11 protein-coding genes and 1 CRISPR repeat array are annotated in these 15,485 nt (G+C 64.7%); of the genes, 8 read left to right on the top strand and 3 right to left on the bottom strand.

Translation table 11 applies throughout. The features are described from left to right. Nucleotides 1–566: 566 nt before the first annotated feature. From KY389_RS13975 to KY389_RS14010, 8 genes are all read left to right on the top strand, one after another. Complete coding sequence (locus KY389_RS13975) at nucleotides 567–2,048, top strand: sugar ABC transporter ATP-binding protein (protein ID WP_219831600.1); 1,482 nt, start codon at nucleotides 567–569, stop codon at nucleotides 2,046–2,048. 40 nt (nucleotides 2,049–2,088) lie between these two features. After that, the gene (locus tag KY389_RS13980) at nucleotides 2,089–3,093 is read left to right on the top strand and encodes an ABC transporter permease (RefSeq protein ID WP_219831601.1); all 1,005 of its coding nucleotides are present in this window, start codon (nucleotides 2,089–2,091) and stop codon (nucleotides 3,091–3,093) included. Nucleotides 3,094–3,178: 85 nt separating this feature from the next. Then, nucleotides 3,179–4,162 carry a substrate-binding domain-containing protein gene (locus KY389_RS13985; protein WP_246588148.1) on the top strand — a complete coding sequence of 328 codons (984 nt, stop codon included), beginning with the start codon at nucleotides 3,179–3,181 and terminating at the stop codon, nucleotides 4,160–4,162. A gap of 57 nt (nucleotides 4,163–4,219) precedes the next feature. Beyond that, a complete protein-coding gene (locus KY389_RS13990; RefSeq protein WP_219831602.1) occupies nucleotides 4,220–4,990 on the top strand; it encodes a GolD/DthD family dehydrogenase in 771 nt (256 codons plus the stop codon). Nucleotides 4,991–5,000: 10 nt separating this feature from the next. Further along, a complete protein-coding gene (locus KY389_RS13995; protein WP_219831603.1) occupies nucleotides 5,001–6,011 on the top strand; it encodes a dihydroxyacetone kinase subunit DhaK in 1,011 nt (336 codons plus the stop codon). Beyond that, nucleotides 6,011–6,646: a dihydroxyacetone kinase subunit DhaL gene (dhaL, locus tag KY389_RS14000; protein ID WP_219831604.1), complete on the top strand. Its 636-nt coding sequence runs from the start codon at nucleotides 6,011–6,013 to the stop codon at nucleotides 6,644–6,646. The genes KY389_RS13995 and dhaL (KY389_RS14000) overlap by 1 nt, the downstream gene beginning before the upstream one ends. A gap of 55 nt (nucleotides 6,647–6,701) precedes the next feature. Further along, the gene (gene dhaL, locus KY389_RS14005; RefSeq protein ID WP_219831605.1) at nucleotides 6,702–7,349 is read left to right on the top strand and encodes a dihydroxyacetone kinase subunit DhaL; all 648 of its coding nucleotides are present in this window, start codon (nucleotides 6,702–6,704) and stop codon (nucleotides 7,347–7,349) included. Then, nucleotides 7,346–9,421 carry a bifunctional sugar-binding transcriptional regulator/dihydroxyacetone kinase subunit DhaK gene (locus KY389_RS14010; protein ID WP_219831606.1) on the top strand — a complete coding sequence of 692 codons (2,076 nt, stop codon included), beginning with the start codon at nucleotides 7,346–7,348 and terminating at the stop codon, nucleotides 9,419–9,421. Before dhaL (KY389_RS14005) ends, KY389_RS14010 begins: the two co-directional genes overlap by 4 nt. Nucleotides 9,422–9,469: 48 nt before the next feature. Next, a CRISPR array of direct repeats spans nucleotides 9,470–10,763; the repeat unit is 36 nt; unit sequence GTCCGGGCTTGGCTGCGCCGCTTTTTCTGCTAGGAT. Between the two features lie 72 nt (nucleotides 10,764–10,835). Here KY389_RS14010 and cas2 read toward each other — a convergent pair. The 3 genes from cas2 to cas9 are packed head-to-tail and all read right to left on the bottom strand — an operon-like array spanning nucleotide 10,836 to nucleotide 15,365. After that, the gene (gene cas2 / locus KY389_RS14015; RefSeq protein ID WP_219831607.1) at nucleotides 10,836–11,186 is read right to left on the bottom strand and encodes a CRISPR-associated endonuclease Cas2; all 351 of its coding nucleotides are present in this window, start codon (nucleotides 11,184–11,186) and stop codon (nucleotides 10,836–10,838) included. Then, complete coding sequence (cas1, locus tag KY389_RS14020) at nucleotides 11,179–12,093, bottom strand: type II CRISPR-associated endonuclease Cas1 (RefSeq protein WP_219831608.1); 915 nt, start codon at nucleotides 12,091–12,093, stop codon at nucleotides 11,179–11,181. The genes cas2 and cas1 overlap by 8 nt, the downstream gene beginning before the upstream one ends. A gap of 44 nt (nucleotides 12,094–12,137) precedes the next feature. Next, complete coding sequence (cas9, locus tag KY389_RS14025) at nucleotides 12,138–15,365, bottom strand: type II CRISPR RNA-guided endonuclease Cas9 (protein WP_219831609.1); 3,228 nt, start codon at nucleotides 15,363–15,365, stop codon at nucleotides 12,138–12,140. Nucleotides 15,366–15,485 lie beyond the last annotated feature (120 nt).

Consider the following 15,485-nt stretch of genomic DNA (forward strand, 5'->3'; position numbering starts at 1 on the left):
GTCAGTCTCGCCCATGTCGAAGGCTGACCCCGGCCCCGCCGGAGATCACGCTGGCCATCGGCCAGCTACACCACTCCGAGGGACACGATCCCAGCGGCAGCGACGGCCGCCATCGGCGATGATCGCGGTCTCAGACATAAGCACGTGCCCAGGCATATCCTCGAGCCTCCATGGCAATACCGAAGTGTCCGGTCGAAAGGGGGGCCAGTTCAAAATCACACCAGCTTGACGGACGCTACCGGATACGAAGCTTCCGGTATGTCGTTTCTGACGCCCTTGGCTGCGGTGAGGAGCTGGAAGCCGCGCAATCAAGAGGCCGATTAAGGACATTCGCGGACCAGTCAGGATGGTCTGCGGCGTCAGCCCCTGTCTGGCGCTCATTCACCAGGATGACATTCCGGCTGACATCAGACCATCAGGCGGTCTGATACGTCTTTAGCCCAAGCGCAACTCCTGTCCAACAGGGCGTATCCGACTATTGTATATTTGTTATTGACTTTTGTAATTTTCTGCAAAATGTATTTGGGCAGGTGTCGGGGGCACTCCTTGGGGGGGAGGGGAATCACATGGACGCACCGCTGCTGGAGGCACGTGGGCTGGCCAAACGCTTCGGCGGCGTGGTCGCCTTGCGCAACGGAACCTTTCGCCTGATGCCCGGGACTGTTCATGCGCTTTGCGGCGGAAACGGTGCGGGCAAGTCCACATTTCTCAGCTTGATCATGGGCATCCGGCGGCGCGATGCCGGAATGCTGCTGCGGCGGGGGGCACCCGTTGACTTTGCCGGGCCTCTTGACGCGCTGCGGGCGGGCATCAGTATCATCGAGCAGGAGCTGAGCCCCGTCCCGGCCATGTCCGTGGCTGAAAATATCTTTCTGGGCCGCGAGCCGGTCGGCCGTTTCGGCCGGGTCGATTTCCGCGCCATGAACGCCCGCGCTCAGCAATTGCTGGATAGCCTGCATTTCGCAATCCCGGCGCGCCGCCTGATGATGGACCTGACCGTGGCCGAGTTGCAACTGGTCGAAATCGCGAAGGCGCTGTCCTATGAGGCCGAGGTCATCATCATGGACGAGCCCACATCAGCATTGGGCGAGGCCGAGGCGGACCAGCTTTTCGCGGCCATCGCGCGGTTGAAGGAGCAGGGCAAGGGCATCGTCTATGTCAGCCACCGCCTGTCCGAGATCTTCCGCATTGCGGATCACTGGACGGTCTTTCGCGACGGCGCCTTCATTGGCGCAGGCGCGATACGGGACATCAGCCGCGAGGCGCTGATCCGCATGATCGTCGGGCGCCCCTTGGCCGAGGAATTCGTCAAGGAGAACACCCCCACATCCGAAATCGCGCTGGAACTGCGCGAGGTCTCGTCCGGGGCGCGGGTTCGAGACATCAGCTTTGTCGCCCGACGCGGCGAGATCCTCGCGATCTACGGCCTGATGGGGTCGGGCCGGACCGAGATCTTCGAACGCCTGTTCGGGCTGGCGCCCGATAGGGGCGGCGAGATCCGGCTGTTCGGACAGCCCCATTCTTTGTCCAGTCCGCAAGAGGCCATCGCCGCCGGTCTGGCCTATGTCACCGAGGATCGCAAGCAGAGCGGTTTGGTCCTCAGCGCCGATGTGCGGGCCAATCTGTGCCTTGCCCGGCTCAAGGCGCTGTCGGCTGGACCGGTTATGCTGCGTCGGCGCGAGGCCGCGGCCGCCGCGCGGATGATCGAGATCTTCGGCATCCGCACGGCCAGCGACCGGCTGGAGGTGTCGGGCCTGTCGGGCGGCAATCAGCAGAAGGTCGTCTTGGGCAAGTGGTTCCTGACCGAGCCCCGGATCCTGCTGCTGGATGAGCCGACGCGCGGCGTCGATGTCGGCGCCAAGCGCGAGATCTACCGCGTGATGTCCGACTTCGCGCGGCAGGGCGGCACGGTCGTGATGATCAGCTCGGAAATTGACGAGGTTCTGGGCATGGCGGACCGCACAATCGTCCTGCGCGACGGGCGCATCAGCGGCGCGCTTGACCGCGCCACGCTCAGCGCCGAGCGGCTCGTCCATCTGGCAGCATGAGGAGAGGGCGGGGATGGAACCGGCAGGCAGAAGTGAAGCAATGGCAGAGCAACCGGTAAGATCAGGCACGGCGCGGAGCGGACGGGCGATGCTGGCGGAATTCGGGCAGCGCTATGGCATCTTGGCCGCCTTGGTGCTGGTCTGCGTGGGGTTGGCGCTGTCCAACGAGTTCTTCCTGACGCAGCGCAACATGGTGAACGTGCTGCGACAGGCCTCGATCAACGGCATCCTTGCCATCGGCATGACCTTCGTCATCCTGACGCGTGGCATTGACCTGTCGGTCGGCTCGGTCGTTGCGCTGGCAGGGGTGGTCTCGGCTTCTTTCGCCTCGACCTCGGCGACGGCAGCGGTCAGCGGCGCGCCCTATCCGACCCTTCTGGCCGTCGCGATGGGCCTGGGCACCGGCATCCTGGCCGGGGCGGTCAACGGCTGGCTTGTCGCGCGCCACAAGGTGCCCGCCTTTGTCGTGACCCTGGGGATGCTGTCGGCGGCGCGCGGCCTGACGCTGATCTATTCCGGCGGCAGACCGGTTCCGGGGCTCAGCGACGGCTATCGTTCCTTGGGCACAGCGGACCTGTTCGGCATTCCGATGCCGGTCATTCTGTTTGCCGCAGTCTTTCTGGGTGCATGGTTCGTTCTGGAAGCGACGCGCTTCGGGCGCCATGTCTATGCGGCAGGTGGCAACCCTCATGCAGCGCGCGTCTCGGGCATCCGGGTCGAGAATGTGCGGATGGCCGTCTATGTCATCTCGGGCGCGCTGGCGGGGCTGGCCGGGATGATCCTGGCCGCACGGACGGGCTCGGCCCTGCCGCAGGCCGGCATCGCCTACGAGCTGGACGCCATCGCGGCGGTCGTCATCGGCGGCACCTCACTTGCCGGCGGGGTGGGCCGCGTCACCGGCACCCTGATCGGTGCTTTGCTGATCGCGGTCGTCAATAACGGGCTCGACCTGATGGGGGTCGAATCCTACTACCAGCAGGTCATCAAGGGCGGGCTGATTGTGGCCGCGGTCATGCTTGACCAGGCCCGTCACCGCGCCGACTGATCTGCGATGCGAAACCGCCGGGGTCCGATGGAGGATCGGCTCCCGGAGGGCAGGACTTCACCGCAACGAATGGGAGGACATCACCATGAGGACACTTCTGCGCACGTTGGCTCTGGCCACCGCATTGGCCTGCGGAACGGCCGCGGCGGCGGATGTGCCGCGCATTGGCGCCGCCGTCTATGGTCTGAACGCCGAATTCATGCAGATCTGGGCCGCCGCGCTGGAGGATCACCCCGCCGTGCGCGAGGGGCTGGTCAACGTGACGATCTTCGACGGCCGCTATAATGCGCTGGTCCAGCAGGAACAGTTCGAGACGATGATCACGCAGGGCTTTGACGCGATCATCTTCGTGCCGATCGACGTCGAGGCCGGCGCAGCCGCGGTTCAGGCGGCCCATGATGCGGGTATCCCGGTCATCGGTTCCAACACGCGCGTCAACAGCGACCTGCTGACATCCTATGTCGGTTCGGACGATGTCCAGTCGGGTTATCTGCAGGCGCGCTATGTTCTGGACCAGATCGGCTGCACGGGCGGCGTGGTTATTCTCGAGGGGCCGATCGGACAATCCGCGCAGATCCAGCGTCTTGAGGGGAACCTGAAGGCTCTGGCCGAATGCCCGGATGTCGAAATCATCGCCCAGCAGACGGCCAACTGGTCTCGTGCCGAGGCGCAGACGCTGATGGAGAACTGGCTGACCGCGCATCCCGGCCGCATCGCGGGTGTGATCGGACAGAACGACGAGATGGCCCTTGGCGCCATCGAGGCGATCCGCGCGGCGGGACAGGACGTGCAAGACTTTGCCATCGCGGGCATTGACGGGGTCACCGATGCGCTGCGCGCGGTGAAGGCGGGCGACATGGCGTCGATCCTTCAGGACGGCGCAGCGCAGGCCCAAGGCGCGCTGGATCTGGCGATGCGGGCGATCCAGCCCGATTACCAGCCCATGTCGGCAATCTGGGAACAATATCCCGAGATGCCGTGGAATGACGGTGCAGATGCCGAATACAACGTCCCCTGGACGCCGGTCACGGAAGAGAACGTGGAGGCGCTGCTGGCGCTGCGCCAATGACCCAACCTGCCGCGCGCGTCCCCGTGGGACGGGCGCGGCCCCTGACGGAGCATCTTGATGACCACAGAAACGCATCCTTGCGCCCCCGACACCGCGCTGACGGGACGCTGCGCGGTTGTGACGGGCGGCGCTTCGGGCATCGGCGCGGCCGTGGCCTCGGCCCTGGCGGCCAGCGGGGCCCGCGTGGCGCTGCTGGATCTTGACCTCGCAGCGGCCAAGCGGGTCGCCGCCGATCTGGACGAGAAAGCCGAAGCCTTCGGCTGCGACGTTGCCGATCAGGCATCGGTCCTGTCAGCCGTAAACGCAGTCGCAGCCGCATTTCAGCGCATCGACATCCTTGTCAACTCGGCGGGCATCGTGGACCTTGCCCCGGCCCAGGATCTTTCGATCCGCGCATGGCAACGAACTCTGGATGTCAATCTGACCGGCACGTTCCTTGTCGCACAGGCAGTCGGAAAGATCATGATCTCACAGGGCTTCGGACGGATCGTCAACATCGCCTCTCAGGCTGGCCGCGTGGCCATCGCTGACCACGCCGCCTATTGCGCGTCGAAATTCGGCGTCATCGGCCTGACAAGAACGCTGGCGCTGGAATGGGGCCGGCACGGGATCACGGCCAACACGATCTCGCCCACGGTGGTGATGACCGATCTGGGCCGCAAGGCCTGGTCCGGACCCAAGGCCGAGGCGATGATCGCCCAGATCCCGGTGGGCCGCTTCGCCGAGCCGCAAGAGATCGCCTCGGCGGTCCTGTTCCTGGTATCGGACGCGGCCGCGATGATCAACGGCGCCGATCTTGTGATCGATGGCGGCTTTACGATCAAGTAGGAGCTTTCGGATGCAGCGTTTCCTGAATAACCCCGACGATATTGTTGATGAGACCGTGGCTGGCTTCGTGCGCGCCCATGGTGATCTGGTGCGGTTGGATCAGGGTAATCGGCGCGTGGTGGTCGCCCGTAACGCGGGTCAGCCCGGGCGGGTGGGCATCGTCACCGGCGGCGGCGCCGGACACGAGCCGGCCTTCATGGGTTATGCAGGCCGCAACATGGTCGATGCCGTGGCAGTGGGCGAACTGTTTTCATCCCCCACGGCGAAAAGCTTTCTGGATGCGATCCGCGCGGCTGATGGCGGCGCCGGGGTTGCGGTTCTTTACGGCAATTATGCGGGCGACAACATGAATGTCCGCATGGCCGCCAAGATGGCCGAAGCCGAGGGGATCGAGGTCGCCACGGTTGTTGCCAATGACGACGTCTGCTCGGCCGGCCCTGACGAACGCGAACGACGCCGCGGCGTGGCGGGCGAAATCTTCATGTGGAAGATCGGCGCAGCGCGCGCTGCGCGGGGCGGCACCTTGGCCGAGGTGATCGCCTCGGCGCAGAAAGCCATCGACAACTGCCGCTCGGTCGGCGTCGGGTTGGCACCCTGCACCCTGCCCGCAGTCGGCCATCCCAATTTCCAGATCGAGCCCGGCACGATGGAGCTGGGCATTGGTCACCACGGCGAACCGGGTATGCGCGTCGCCCCCCTGGGTCGGGCCGCAGACATCGCGACCGAGATGACGGGCCTTGTCCTCGACGATTTGCCGTCGCCTGAGGGTGGCCGGGTGGCGGTGCTTGTCTCGGGGCTGGGCGCCACGGCGATGAACGAGCTTTACGTTCTTTACGACAGCATCGCGACGGCCATCGAGGCGCGCGGCTTGCGGATCGGACGGACGCTGGTCGGGAACTACTTCACCTCGCTCGACATGGTCGGGGCGACGCTGACGGTGATGGCGCTGGATGACGAATTGTCCGAACTGCTCGAGACGGATTGCGCCTGCCCCGCCCTGCTGCACCAGCGGAGGGCCTGATGGCTTCGATCAGGGATGAAGGCGCGGCGGGAATCCTGCTGGACGTCGCCGCCGAGATTGTCGCGCATCGGGCTTACCTGTCCGAGATCGACGGATTGATCGGCGACGGCGATCACGGTGTCAACATGGCCAAGGGCTTCGGGCGCGCAGCGGAACAGATCAAGCCAGAAGACAGGCTCAGTTCCGCCATGCGGACGCTGTCGGGTGTCCTGTTGGCCGAAATCGGCGGGTCGATGGGGCCGCTTTACGGTATGATGTTCGCGGCGATGGCGGACAGCCTGGAACGCGCAGAAGGGCTGGATGCAGATGGCTTCGGGCAGATGCTGCGCGCAGGGCTTGAGGCGATCGAAGAGATCGGACAGGCCAAGGTGGGCGACAAGACGCTGCTGGATGCTTTCGCTCCGGCGCTGTCGGCCTATGACGCGGCTCTGGCCCAGGGCAAGGATTTCACGACCGCCCTGAACGTGCTGGCGCAAGAGGCGATTGCGGGCCGCGACCGCACGGTGGACATGGTGGCCCGAATCGGCCGCGCCGCAAGATTGGGGGAACGGTCGCGCGGCGTGCCAGATGCGGGGGCCACGTCCTGCGCGCTGATCCTGACGACGCTGTCACGGAGTGTGGCAAGGCGTCTCTAGCCGCGCTTGCGCCGCGCCCCTTGCGCAGCGGCGGCCCGTCCGGCCAGATAGGTGCATGAAGATGATCGACACGGCCTATTTGATCGCGTTCTTCCGTCTGGCCGCCGAGCGGCTGGAAGATGCGCGCGTCCATCTGTGCACGCTGGACGGTCAGGTCGGGGATGGCGATCACGGCACCTCGATGGCCAACGGCTTTCTGGCGGTGACACTGCGCCTGCGGATGGTGAACGCTGCTGACCTGCCGCCCGACGCCGTGCTGCGCGAGGCGGCGCAGGCGTTTCTGGCCGAGGTCGGAGCCTCGGTCGGTCCGCTCTATGCGTCGGGCTTCCTGTCGGCCGCCCGCGCCTTGGCCGAGGGGCCGCTGCCCCGGCGCGATCTGCACCGCCTGCTGGAGGCTTTGGCCGAGGGCATCGCGCAGCGCGGCCGCGCCATGCCCGGCGACAAGACGATGCTGGACGCATGGATTCCGGCCGCACAGGCCGCAGCCCGCGCGGCCCAGACAGGCAAGGACGAGCCGGCCATCGCCGAAGCCGCGTCGATTGCCGCGTCGCGCGGCATGGAGGCCACCGCGACGATGATCGCCGCACGGGGCCGGGCCGCGCGTCTGGCCGATCGCACGCTGGGGCATGTGGACCCCGGCGCGGCTTCGGCGGCGCTGCTGGTGCGCGTTCTGGCCGATCTGGCCCAGGATGACGCGCGATGAGCCGCCGCCCTGCCCATGCAGAACGCCGCCGCCCGCCGCTGCGTTTCGGAGACGATCCGCTGCTTTGGGCAAGCTGGCTTTATTACGAGGAAGGCCTGACGCAAGGCGAGATCGCCGACACGATGGGCACTTCGCGTCCGACGATCAACGCCTATCTGGCCGATGCCCGCGCGCGCGGCATCGTGCGGATCGCAATCGCGACGGACAGGCTGCGCAGCCTCACCGTCGCCCGCGCGATCGAGGACCATTTCGGTCTGGACGATTGCTACGTCATTCCGGCCGAGGGCGGGCCGCGCACGCTGATCGACCGGTTGGGTGCTGCGGGCGCGCAGGTGGCGGCGGCGCTGCTGCGCCCGGGCGATGTGGTGGCGATCACGTGGGGGCGCACCATGCTGGCGCTTGCAGGCGCGATGGCGCCAGCGCGCATCCCGGACCTGATCGTGGTTCAGGCGACCGGAGGCACCACAGCGACAATCCCCTATACCCCCGAGGCCTGCACCACGCGCCTGGCCGATCAGCTGGGAGCGCGGGTCGTGCCGATCTCGGCGCCTGCGATCCTGTCCTCGGCCGCAGCGCGAGAGATGATGCTGTCAGAGCCGGTTATCGCCGAACAGATGGCCCATCTGGCGCGTGTGAATCGGGTGCTGTTCGGCGTATCCTCGCTGCGGCCCAGCTCGACCCTGCATGTCAGCGGCTTTCTTGATCCCGAAGCTATGCGCCGGGGCGATTACGCCGCGGCGGTCGGCTCGTTGGCGGGAAGGTTCATTGATGCGGCGGGCGACCCGGTGTCCGGGCCGCTGGATGACCGCACGGTCGGCATGAGCCTTGAGCAGCTTCGCAACGTGCGGACGCGGGTCTTGGTGGCGGGCGGCCCAGACAAGGTTGCGCCGATCCTTGCTGCGCTGCGCGGGGGCTATGCCGGCGCTCTTGTGACGGATACCGATACGGCCGAGGCTGTTCTGCGCGCTGCAGGCATTGATCCCGACAACCTGGCTTTCGGGTCGCGGCACGGCGCGGGTCAGGGCCGGAACGGTGCGCCGGTCGAGGCGCTGCCCGTCCGCCACAAGGTCAAGAAATTCCTCAACGCCTCATGCGATGCGGTCAACGAGGCTCTTGAAGGAGCCTTGATGGCCTATCCACGCCATCTTGCCCCGATCAATGGCAACCTGCGGGCGCTGGCCCGGCCGGGCGGGTCGCGACAGGGAAAGGTCGGACTGGTGATCGGTGGCGGTGCGGGGCACGAGCCCTGTTTTCTGGGCTTCGTGGGCGAGGGCTTGGCCGATGCGGTCGCCATCGGCAACATCTTTGCCTCACCCCCGCCAGATCGCATCCTGACCTGCACAAAAGCTGCCGATCAGGGCGCGGGCGTGTTGTATATCTATGGCAACTATACCGGCGACGTGATGAATTTCGACATGGCCGCGGAACTGGCGGCCGCCGAGGGGATCGAGACACGCACCGTCGTGACGACGGACGACATCGCCTCGGCCGGGCCCGAGGCTCGCCAGTCTCGCCGCGGCACGGCGGGCAATGTGTTCGTTTTCAAGATCGCGGGCGCGGCCTGCGCGCGGATGTTGCCACTGGCCGAATGCGAGCGGCTGGCGCGCAAGGCCAATGGGGCCTGCCTGACGGTTGGGGTCGCGCTGGAACCATGCTCGGTCCCGGATACGCGGCGTCCTGCGTTTCAGCTGAAACCCGATGCAATGGAATTCGGGGTCGGCGTTCATGGCGAACCGGGCGTGCGCCGAGATCCGATGCGCGATGCCGACGAAATCGTGGACGAGATCTGTGACCGTCTTTTCGCCGAACTATCGCCCGAGGCAAGGCGCGTGGCAGTTCTGGTCAATTCGCTCGGTGGCACACCGGGGCTGGAACTGTTCGTGCTGCGCCGACGCCTTGGGCAGCGCCTGGCAGCACGCGGCATCGCGGTCGAGATGTCGCTGGTCGGGCATTACTGCACGTCGCTGGACATGGTTGGGGCCTCTATCACGCTGATGGTTCTTGACGACCAATTGGCCGAGCTTCTGGACGACCCCTGCGACGGCTTTGCCTGGCGACACCAGCCGCGCTGACGCGAGCCGTGAGACCTTGACCGTGGCGGCTTAGGGAACGCGCGATCCGTCCGGGCTTGGCTGCGCCGCTTTTTCTGCTAGGATACGAGACATCGCCCGGTCGCAGCGTTACGAGTCCGGGCTTGGCTGCGCCGCTTTTTCTGCTAGGATGGCCAAACTAAGATGACGGCGCCGATCCGCGTCCGGGCTTGGCTGCGCCGCTTTTTCTGCTAGGATTCGGTTTCCATCAGGTCGTTCAGGGGGGGCAGTCCGGGCTTGGCTGCGCCGCTTTTTCTGCTAGGATATAGCGGCTGAGTGGGCCGCCCCGGCAGGCGTCCGGGCTTGGCTGCGCCGCTTTTTCTGCTAGGATTGACAGTCGAAAGGTCAGGCAGCACCTTCTTGTCCGGGCTTGGCTGCGCCGCTTTTTCTGCTAGGATCCGGCATGGGCGCGGAGCGGGGCGACGGATGTCCGGGCTTGGCTGCGCCGCTTTTTCTGCTAGGATGCCGTTGATCGGCTGGTTCGAGGGCGACCAGTCCGGGCTTGGCTGCGCCGCTTTTTCTGCTAGGATACCAGCGATGCGGGATCATCGCCGATGAGCGTCCGGGCTTGGCTGCGCCGCTTTTTCTGCTAGGATGCTTGCCGGTTTGCGCATTGACTCAGGCTGCGTCCGGGCTTGGCTGCGCCGCTTTTTCTGCTAGGATGAAAATGCCGGACTGATCCGCGACCTGCGGGTCCGGGCTTGGCTGCGCCGCTTTTTCTGCTAGGATTGAGGGGCTTTTGTGCCCTTGATGCGATCCGTCCGGGCTTGGCTGCGCCGCTTTTTCTGCTAGGATTCACGCAGCATTCATGCGGCTCGCCCTTCTGTCCGGGCTTGGCTGCGCCGCTTTTTCTGCTAGGATCGGCCTTGCCCTGCTGCTGGTTGTCCTTCTGTCCGGGCTTGGCTGCGCCGCTTTTTCTGCTAGGATTCACCTCAAGGGCCGGATGTCGAAGCATACCGTCCGGGCTTGGCTGCGCCGCTTTTTCTGCTAGGATCGCCGAACCCGGCGTAATCTGCGGAGGTTGGTCCGGGCTTGGCTGCGCCGCTTTTTCTGCTAGGATGCGCCGCACCATCAGCGAGCTTAGCATGAGGTCCGGGCTTGGCTGCGCCGCTTTTTCTGCTAGGATGCAAAGCCGGGGATGCGGAAACCGCTGGCCGTCCGGGCTTGGCTGCGCCGCTTTTTCTGCTAGGATGGCAGACATGAAGGCCGCAGGACGCGCCAGGTCCGGGCTTGGCTGCGCCGCTTTTTCTGCTAGGATGCCATGCAGTTCGACACCTTCAACCTAACCGTCCGGGCTTGGCTGCGCCGCTTTTTCTGCTAGGATAAGCACCGCGCAACGCTCTGTTGCGCGGGGATTTTTACCGCATTTCGCCGCAGAAAAACGCCCTCGTCACGCCTAGAACAGCAAAAGTTGAGACGGTTTTTCCGCAGGAGCTTTCGATCTCCGCTTGCCGTGAAAGACCTGACTAAGCGCATATTGCTTGTCGGTGAAGAAAAGAACCTGCACATGGCCCGCGTCAGGGACGAGATCGCCAACCTGTCTGGCATAACTTTCGGCCTTCTCCTTGCTCCAAGCGTGGCGAAGATAGACCGAAAACTGAACCATTTCAAATCCAAGGTCCAAGAGATCGTTGCGAAACCGCGTGGCCTGCTTGCGTTCCGCGCTGGTCAGCACCGGCAGGTCGAAAAGCACCCATACCCACATGATCCTGTATCCCGAAAGTTGCTTGAAGCCGTTTTCACTCATCATCCAGATCCTCGGCGGCTAGGGGAATTGGCCGGTCCGGAAAGACCAGGCGCAGTTTGCCCGTCTCGCAGGACTGGGCGAGGCTTTGCGCCAGCCGCACCAGAACCTGTGAAAGCGGGCTTGCGCCCTGCGGTGTCGGGAAGTCGGCGCTGAGGCTGGCCACGAGCGCACCGCGTGCTTCGGCGACTTCGGTGATCCCCTCTGCGCACAGGCTGCGGACAATCAGATCGACCGTAGGCCGAAAGGGCTCCATCAGGTCGTCGGCCAGCGCCAGAGCATCTCCGCCCGAGCGGTGGTGGACGGACAAGGAAGGATGCAGCCCCGCGGACACGATCGCCCGCGCTGTTGCTGCCCGCAGAACGGCATAGCCGTAGTTCAAAAGGGCATTGGCCCCCACGGCCTGACGGTCACGCCGGAACGCCTTGTCCATCATCAGCGGCCAGTAAGCCTGCGCGGCCTGCGCCTCGCGGTTGTCAGGATCGCCCGAGCGCACGGCCATTGCCAGTCGTCGCAGACGTTCGGACGGCGCGTTCACACGCTCCAACGCTTCGGCCTGTGCCAGGATCTTGTGGCGGACCAATGTGGCCCAAGCCTGTTTGCGAAACGGCACGGACGCATCGGCCTGCGCCCTGATGCGATGCGCCTGCCGGAAGTGTCCGGCCAGTGGCAGAAACACCGCCGCCGGGTTGAAGTCAGGCCCCAGCACCATCACCGGCACCTGGCGGGCGGCAAGTTCGGCCAGTGCGCTGTTCGACCAGACCATCGCAGGGCTGGCGACCAGCACCGCTTCAAGGTCGTCAAAGGCGATGCGCCCGGCCTCGCCTGCGCCCGTCTCAACCGCAAGAAACCCGCGGCGCTTGTGCACCGAAAGCCCGGTTGCCGTCAGTTCCAGTATCCGTCCAACCATGAGAGCCTCCTTGATGGAATGCGCTCGAAGGGTTGGCCTGCCTGTCAGATCGTCCCATGCGGGATCGTGTGCACCCGCCCCAGCTCGTCGATCCGCACGCGTCGGGCGCGGCGGAGTTTCAATTTGCCGATATTTGCAAGATCCCAACGAAAGGGATCGTCGGCGTCTTCGTGGCGTTTCTGGAAGTTGCCAGCGTCATTTATACTGACGAGGTAGATTAACGAATTGCTTGGAGACAGACGAATGATTCGTTTGATTCTGTTGCTTCCCTCCACCACGCATTTGCTCTTATCATCCCAATCGAAGAGCTGAATCGTGTCGTTCTTGTGGACGCGCATGATGAATCGCGCGTCAGGATGCGCAGCGTTCCACGGCTCGGCCCCACCCGAGTTCGCCGCCCAGATGTCGGTTACGTGCTGAAACCAGGCGCCGTCGGGGCCTTCGAGAATATCCAGATAGGCATTCTCGCCCGGAACCAGCCATTTGTAGGGCCGCCCCTCGCGATCATGGACCGGTCGCACGGCGGCTTCGGGCTTCAGAATGCGCAGTTTGCGGTGCCCGGTTTCCTTGCTCCAAGCCGCAAGCGCCTCGGGCAGGCGCTTCTCGCGCTCAGCCTTCGGCAGCGACCGGTCCAGCGCGGATCTTGTGGCTTCCTGCAGACTCAGGCGCAGCTTGACGTCGCGCACCTGGCCGATTTCCTTTTCCGTCAGACCAAGGACAGGCTTGCGCACCACGACATTGCCGATCGTGCGATCGGCCTGATTTTCCGGCACGTCCCTTATCAGCCCATAGACCGTATCCTCATGCAACCTGCCGCTGGTTTGCGACGGGTCGGAGGGGTCCGCGCTGCCGTGCTGCGCGCGATGGCTGACATTGACTTTTTCGACAGCGCGCAGGACGGCAGCGCGAAAGCCTTGGAACGGCTCCGGCGGGGCGGGCAACACGCGGTCTAGTCGCTCCACCCCCATTTTCCGGGCGTGGGCCTGCAAGACCTGGATCATCCGCCGGTCGATCACGCCGACAACGGCGGCGTCGATGGCGTGGTGCCGGTGGTCGTCGCGCGACTTGCGGTTGTGGTCGCCCAGGTTCAGGCACCAGCGCTGTCGCAGCATCGCCGTCATGCGCCCCGGCAGAACCCAGACATGGCTGCGCCGCTTGCCCGCGTCATCCGTTTTCGGAAACAGCGACTCGGCATAGGCGCGCACCACACGGGCAAGATAGCCTGTGGCATTCAGCTGGCGATCCTCGAAACCGCGCGTCTCTTCCCATTTCTTCATGGCGCCGGGAAGGAAACGCCAGGCCTTGTTGGCGGGCAGATGTTTCGTGCGGGCGGTGATCGCCGCGAGGTCGTCACCCGACCAGGCATCACCCGGCGCACGCTTGCCCTTGATGCGGTTGGCGTAACGAAAACAGACCGTCTTGTTGGCTGGGCTGTCGTCAAACGTCTCCTCGAACGGCAGGATGTGGTCGATCTCGATCTCATCCGAATGCAGCTGATGCAGCGCGATGGGTTGACCCGTATAAGGACAAACCCGGTCTGCCGGGTTCTTGCCCAGCTCCTCCCACAGGCGCATCCGCAGGAACCGGTCGCCAATGCGCGCGCCTTCGTCCAGCAGGCCTGCCTCCTGCAACTCCTTGCGCCAGCGATCGTTGCGCTTTGTGTTTTTGCCGATGTCGCTCTCGATGCGCTTCAGTTCGTCGGCCGATTTGGCCATGTCGCGCGCTGCCTCGATCGCCACCTGCGCGGGCTTGCCGTATTCGGCGATCAGAGCATTCATCACGCGCCGGAACTGTCCCAGGGCTATGTGCACCGTCGGGTTGGTAATCCGGCCATATCGCAGCAGGTCCGGGTCGTTCGGATCACCGGTGCCATTCCCGATCATGCGTTGAAGAACGGGCAGACGGTTATAGGGCGGAAGGATACCGGCCCCTTCTGCGGCCTGGAAATCGGCATGGTCCAGTCCGGCACCGCCCAGCAGCGGCGCGCGGCGCACGGCCTCGTCATAGGTGATGACATCTTTGCGCATTTCGTCCAGGATGGCCTGCGTTGCTGTCAGGCAGAAGCGCAGATGCCCGTCCGGCAGGGGGATCTTTTCGACCTTCGCGGCAATCTCGTCAGACAAGCCGTGCCGTTCCATCAGCCAGTTGACCAGTTCTTCCGCATCGGCAGCATCCGCGATCCGGCCCAGCATCTCTACCTGCGCGAGGCTGTCGAGAAGCGGCCAGAATGCCGCCAACGGGCCGGGCTTCTTCGTGTCGCCCAGCAGCCGTGCAGCCACCTCGTTCCGCGCAAGCTCTTTGAGGCCTCCCCTTTCCAGGTTGAACTTGGCCTGCCGGGGCAATTTCAGGGTCTTTCGCAACGCCGCCCAAGACAGCTTGGTGCCACGCATCAGGGTCCGCGCGACAAGGTCGCGGGCGGTGATGTCGAGCGGCTGTTCGCCATCGTCATCGACGATGCGCAAGTGATTGAGCTGCGACAGGATCAGGAATTCTTGGGCGGCCGGATGCCAACGCGGCAAACGGTCCCGATCAGGGAAAAAGGTGCATTTCCCCGGCCGGACGGGTCGCAAGGGACGCTGGAAAAAGATCGTGTCGCGCAGCCGTTCCCGCTTGTCATCCGTAAACGACGGATGAAAGGCAGCCTGCGTGGCCCAGATGTGATCGAACTCCGCTTCCAGCAGGGCACGGGTCGGATAGAACGCGTAGGGCAGATTTGCGCCGGCATCCGTCGGCCGGATGCGGGTCGCTTCGCCACGCGCAAGACGGGCGTTCAGGAAGGCGCCATAGGTCGGGTGCCCTTCGGACTTGAGTCGCGCGATGAGCGCATTTGATGCGGTTGCGATCTTGCCGCTCTCATCGGCGTCGTTGTTGGCACGGCGGTTGCTCTTGAAGCCGCGATGCTTCGAGATATGCCAAAGCGCCCGGCCAAGTTGTTCCAGAGCCACCTGCCCCTGTGCGGCTTTCGCGCGTGCCTCGATGGGGTTTGTGGCAAAGACTGCGCTGCGCGCATCTGCGTCTGATGGCAGCAGCCCGAATGCGATCAGGTCGCCAAGCAACCGCCTGCGCCGAGCGAGCCTTCTATCCTGCTGCCGCCGCGAACTGCGTGGACCGCGGCGGCCGGCCGCTTTGGATTGCTTCGATTGCGGATCCCGGCCGTTGGGGAATATCCGCACCCCCAGCTTTTCAAGTGAAACTGGATTTGCGTCATCGTCGAGCCGGTAAACCGCCCAGCCAAGCGAATGTGTCCCAAGATCAAATGCGAAACGATACATGCGCCCTCTGAAATGCTTGCCAAGCCAGTCTATCCCAAGTTATGGATGAATTCCTAGCAGAAGAAGCGGCGTGGTCTTTCCCGCGATAAGGTGAAAGATCCACACCATTGGGGCAGGCTG

Origin of the sequence: Paracoccus bogoriensis (assembly GCF_019431455.1) — a bacterium.
Classification (GTDB): Bacteria; Pseudomonadota; Alphaproteobacteria; order Rhodobacterales; family Rhodobacteraceae; genus Paracoccus; species Paracoccus bogoriensis.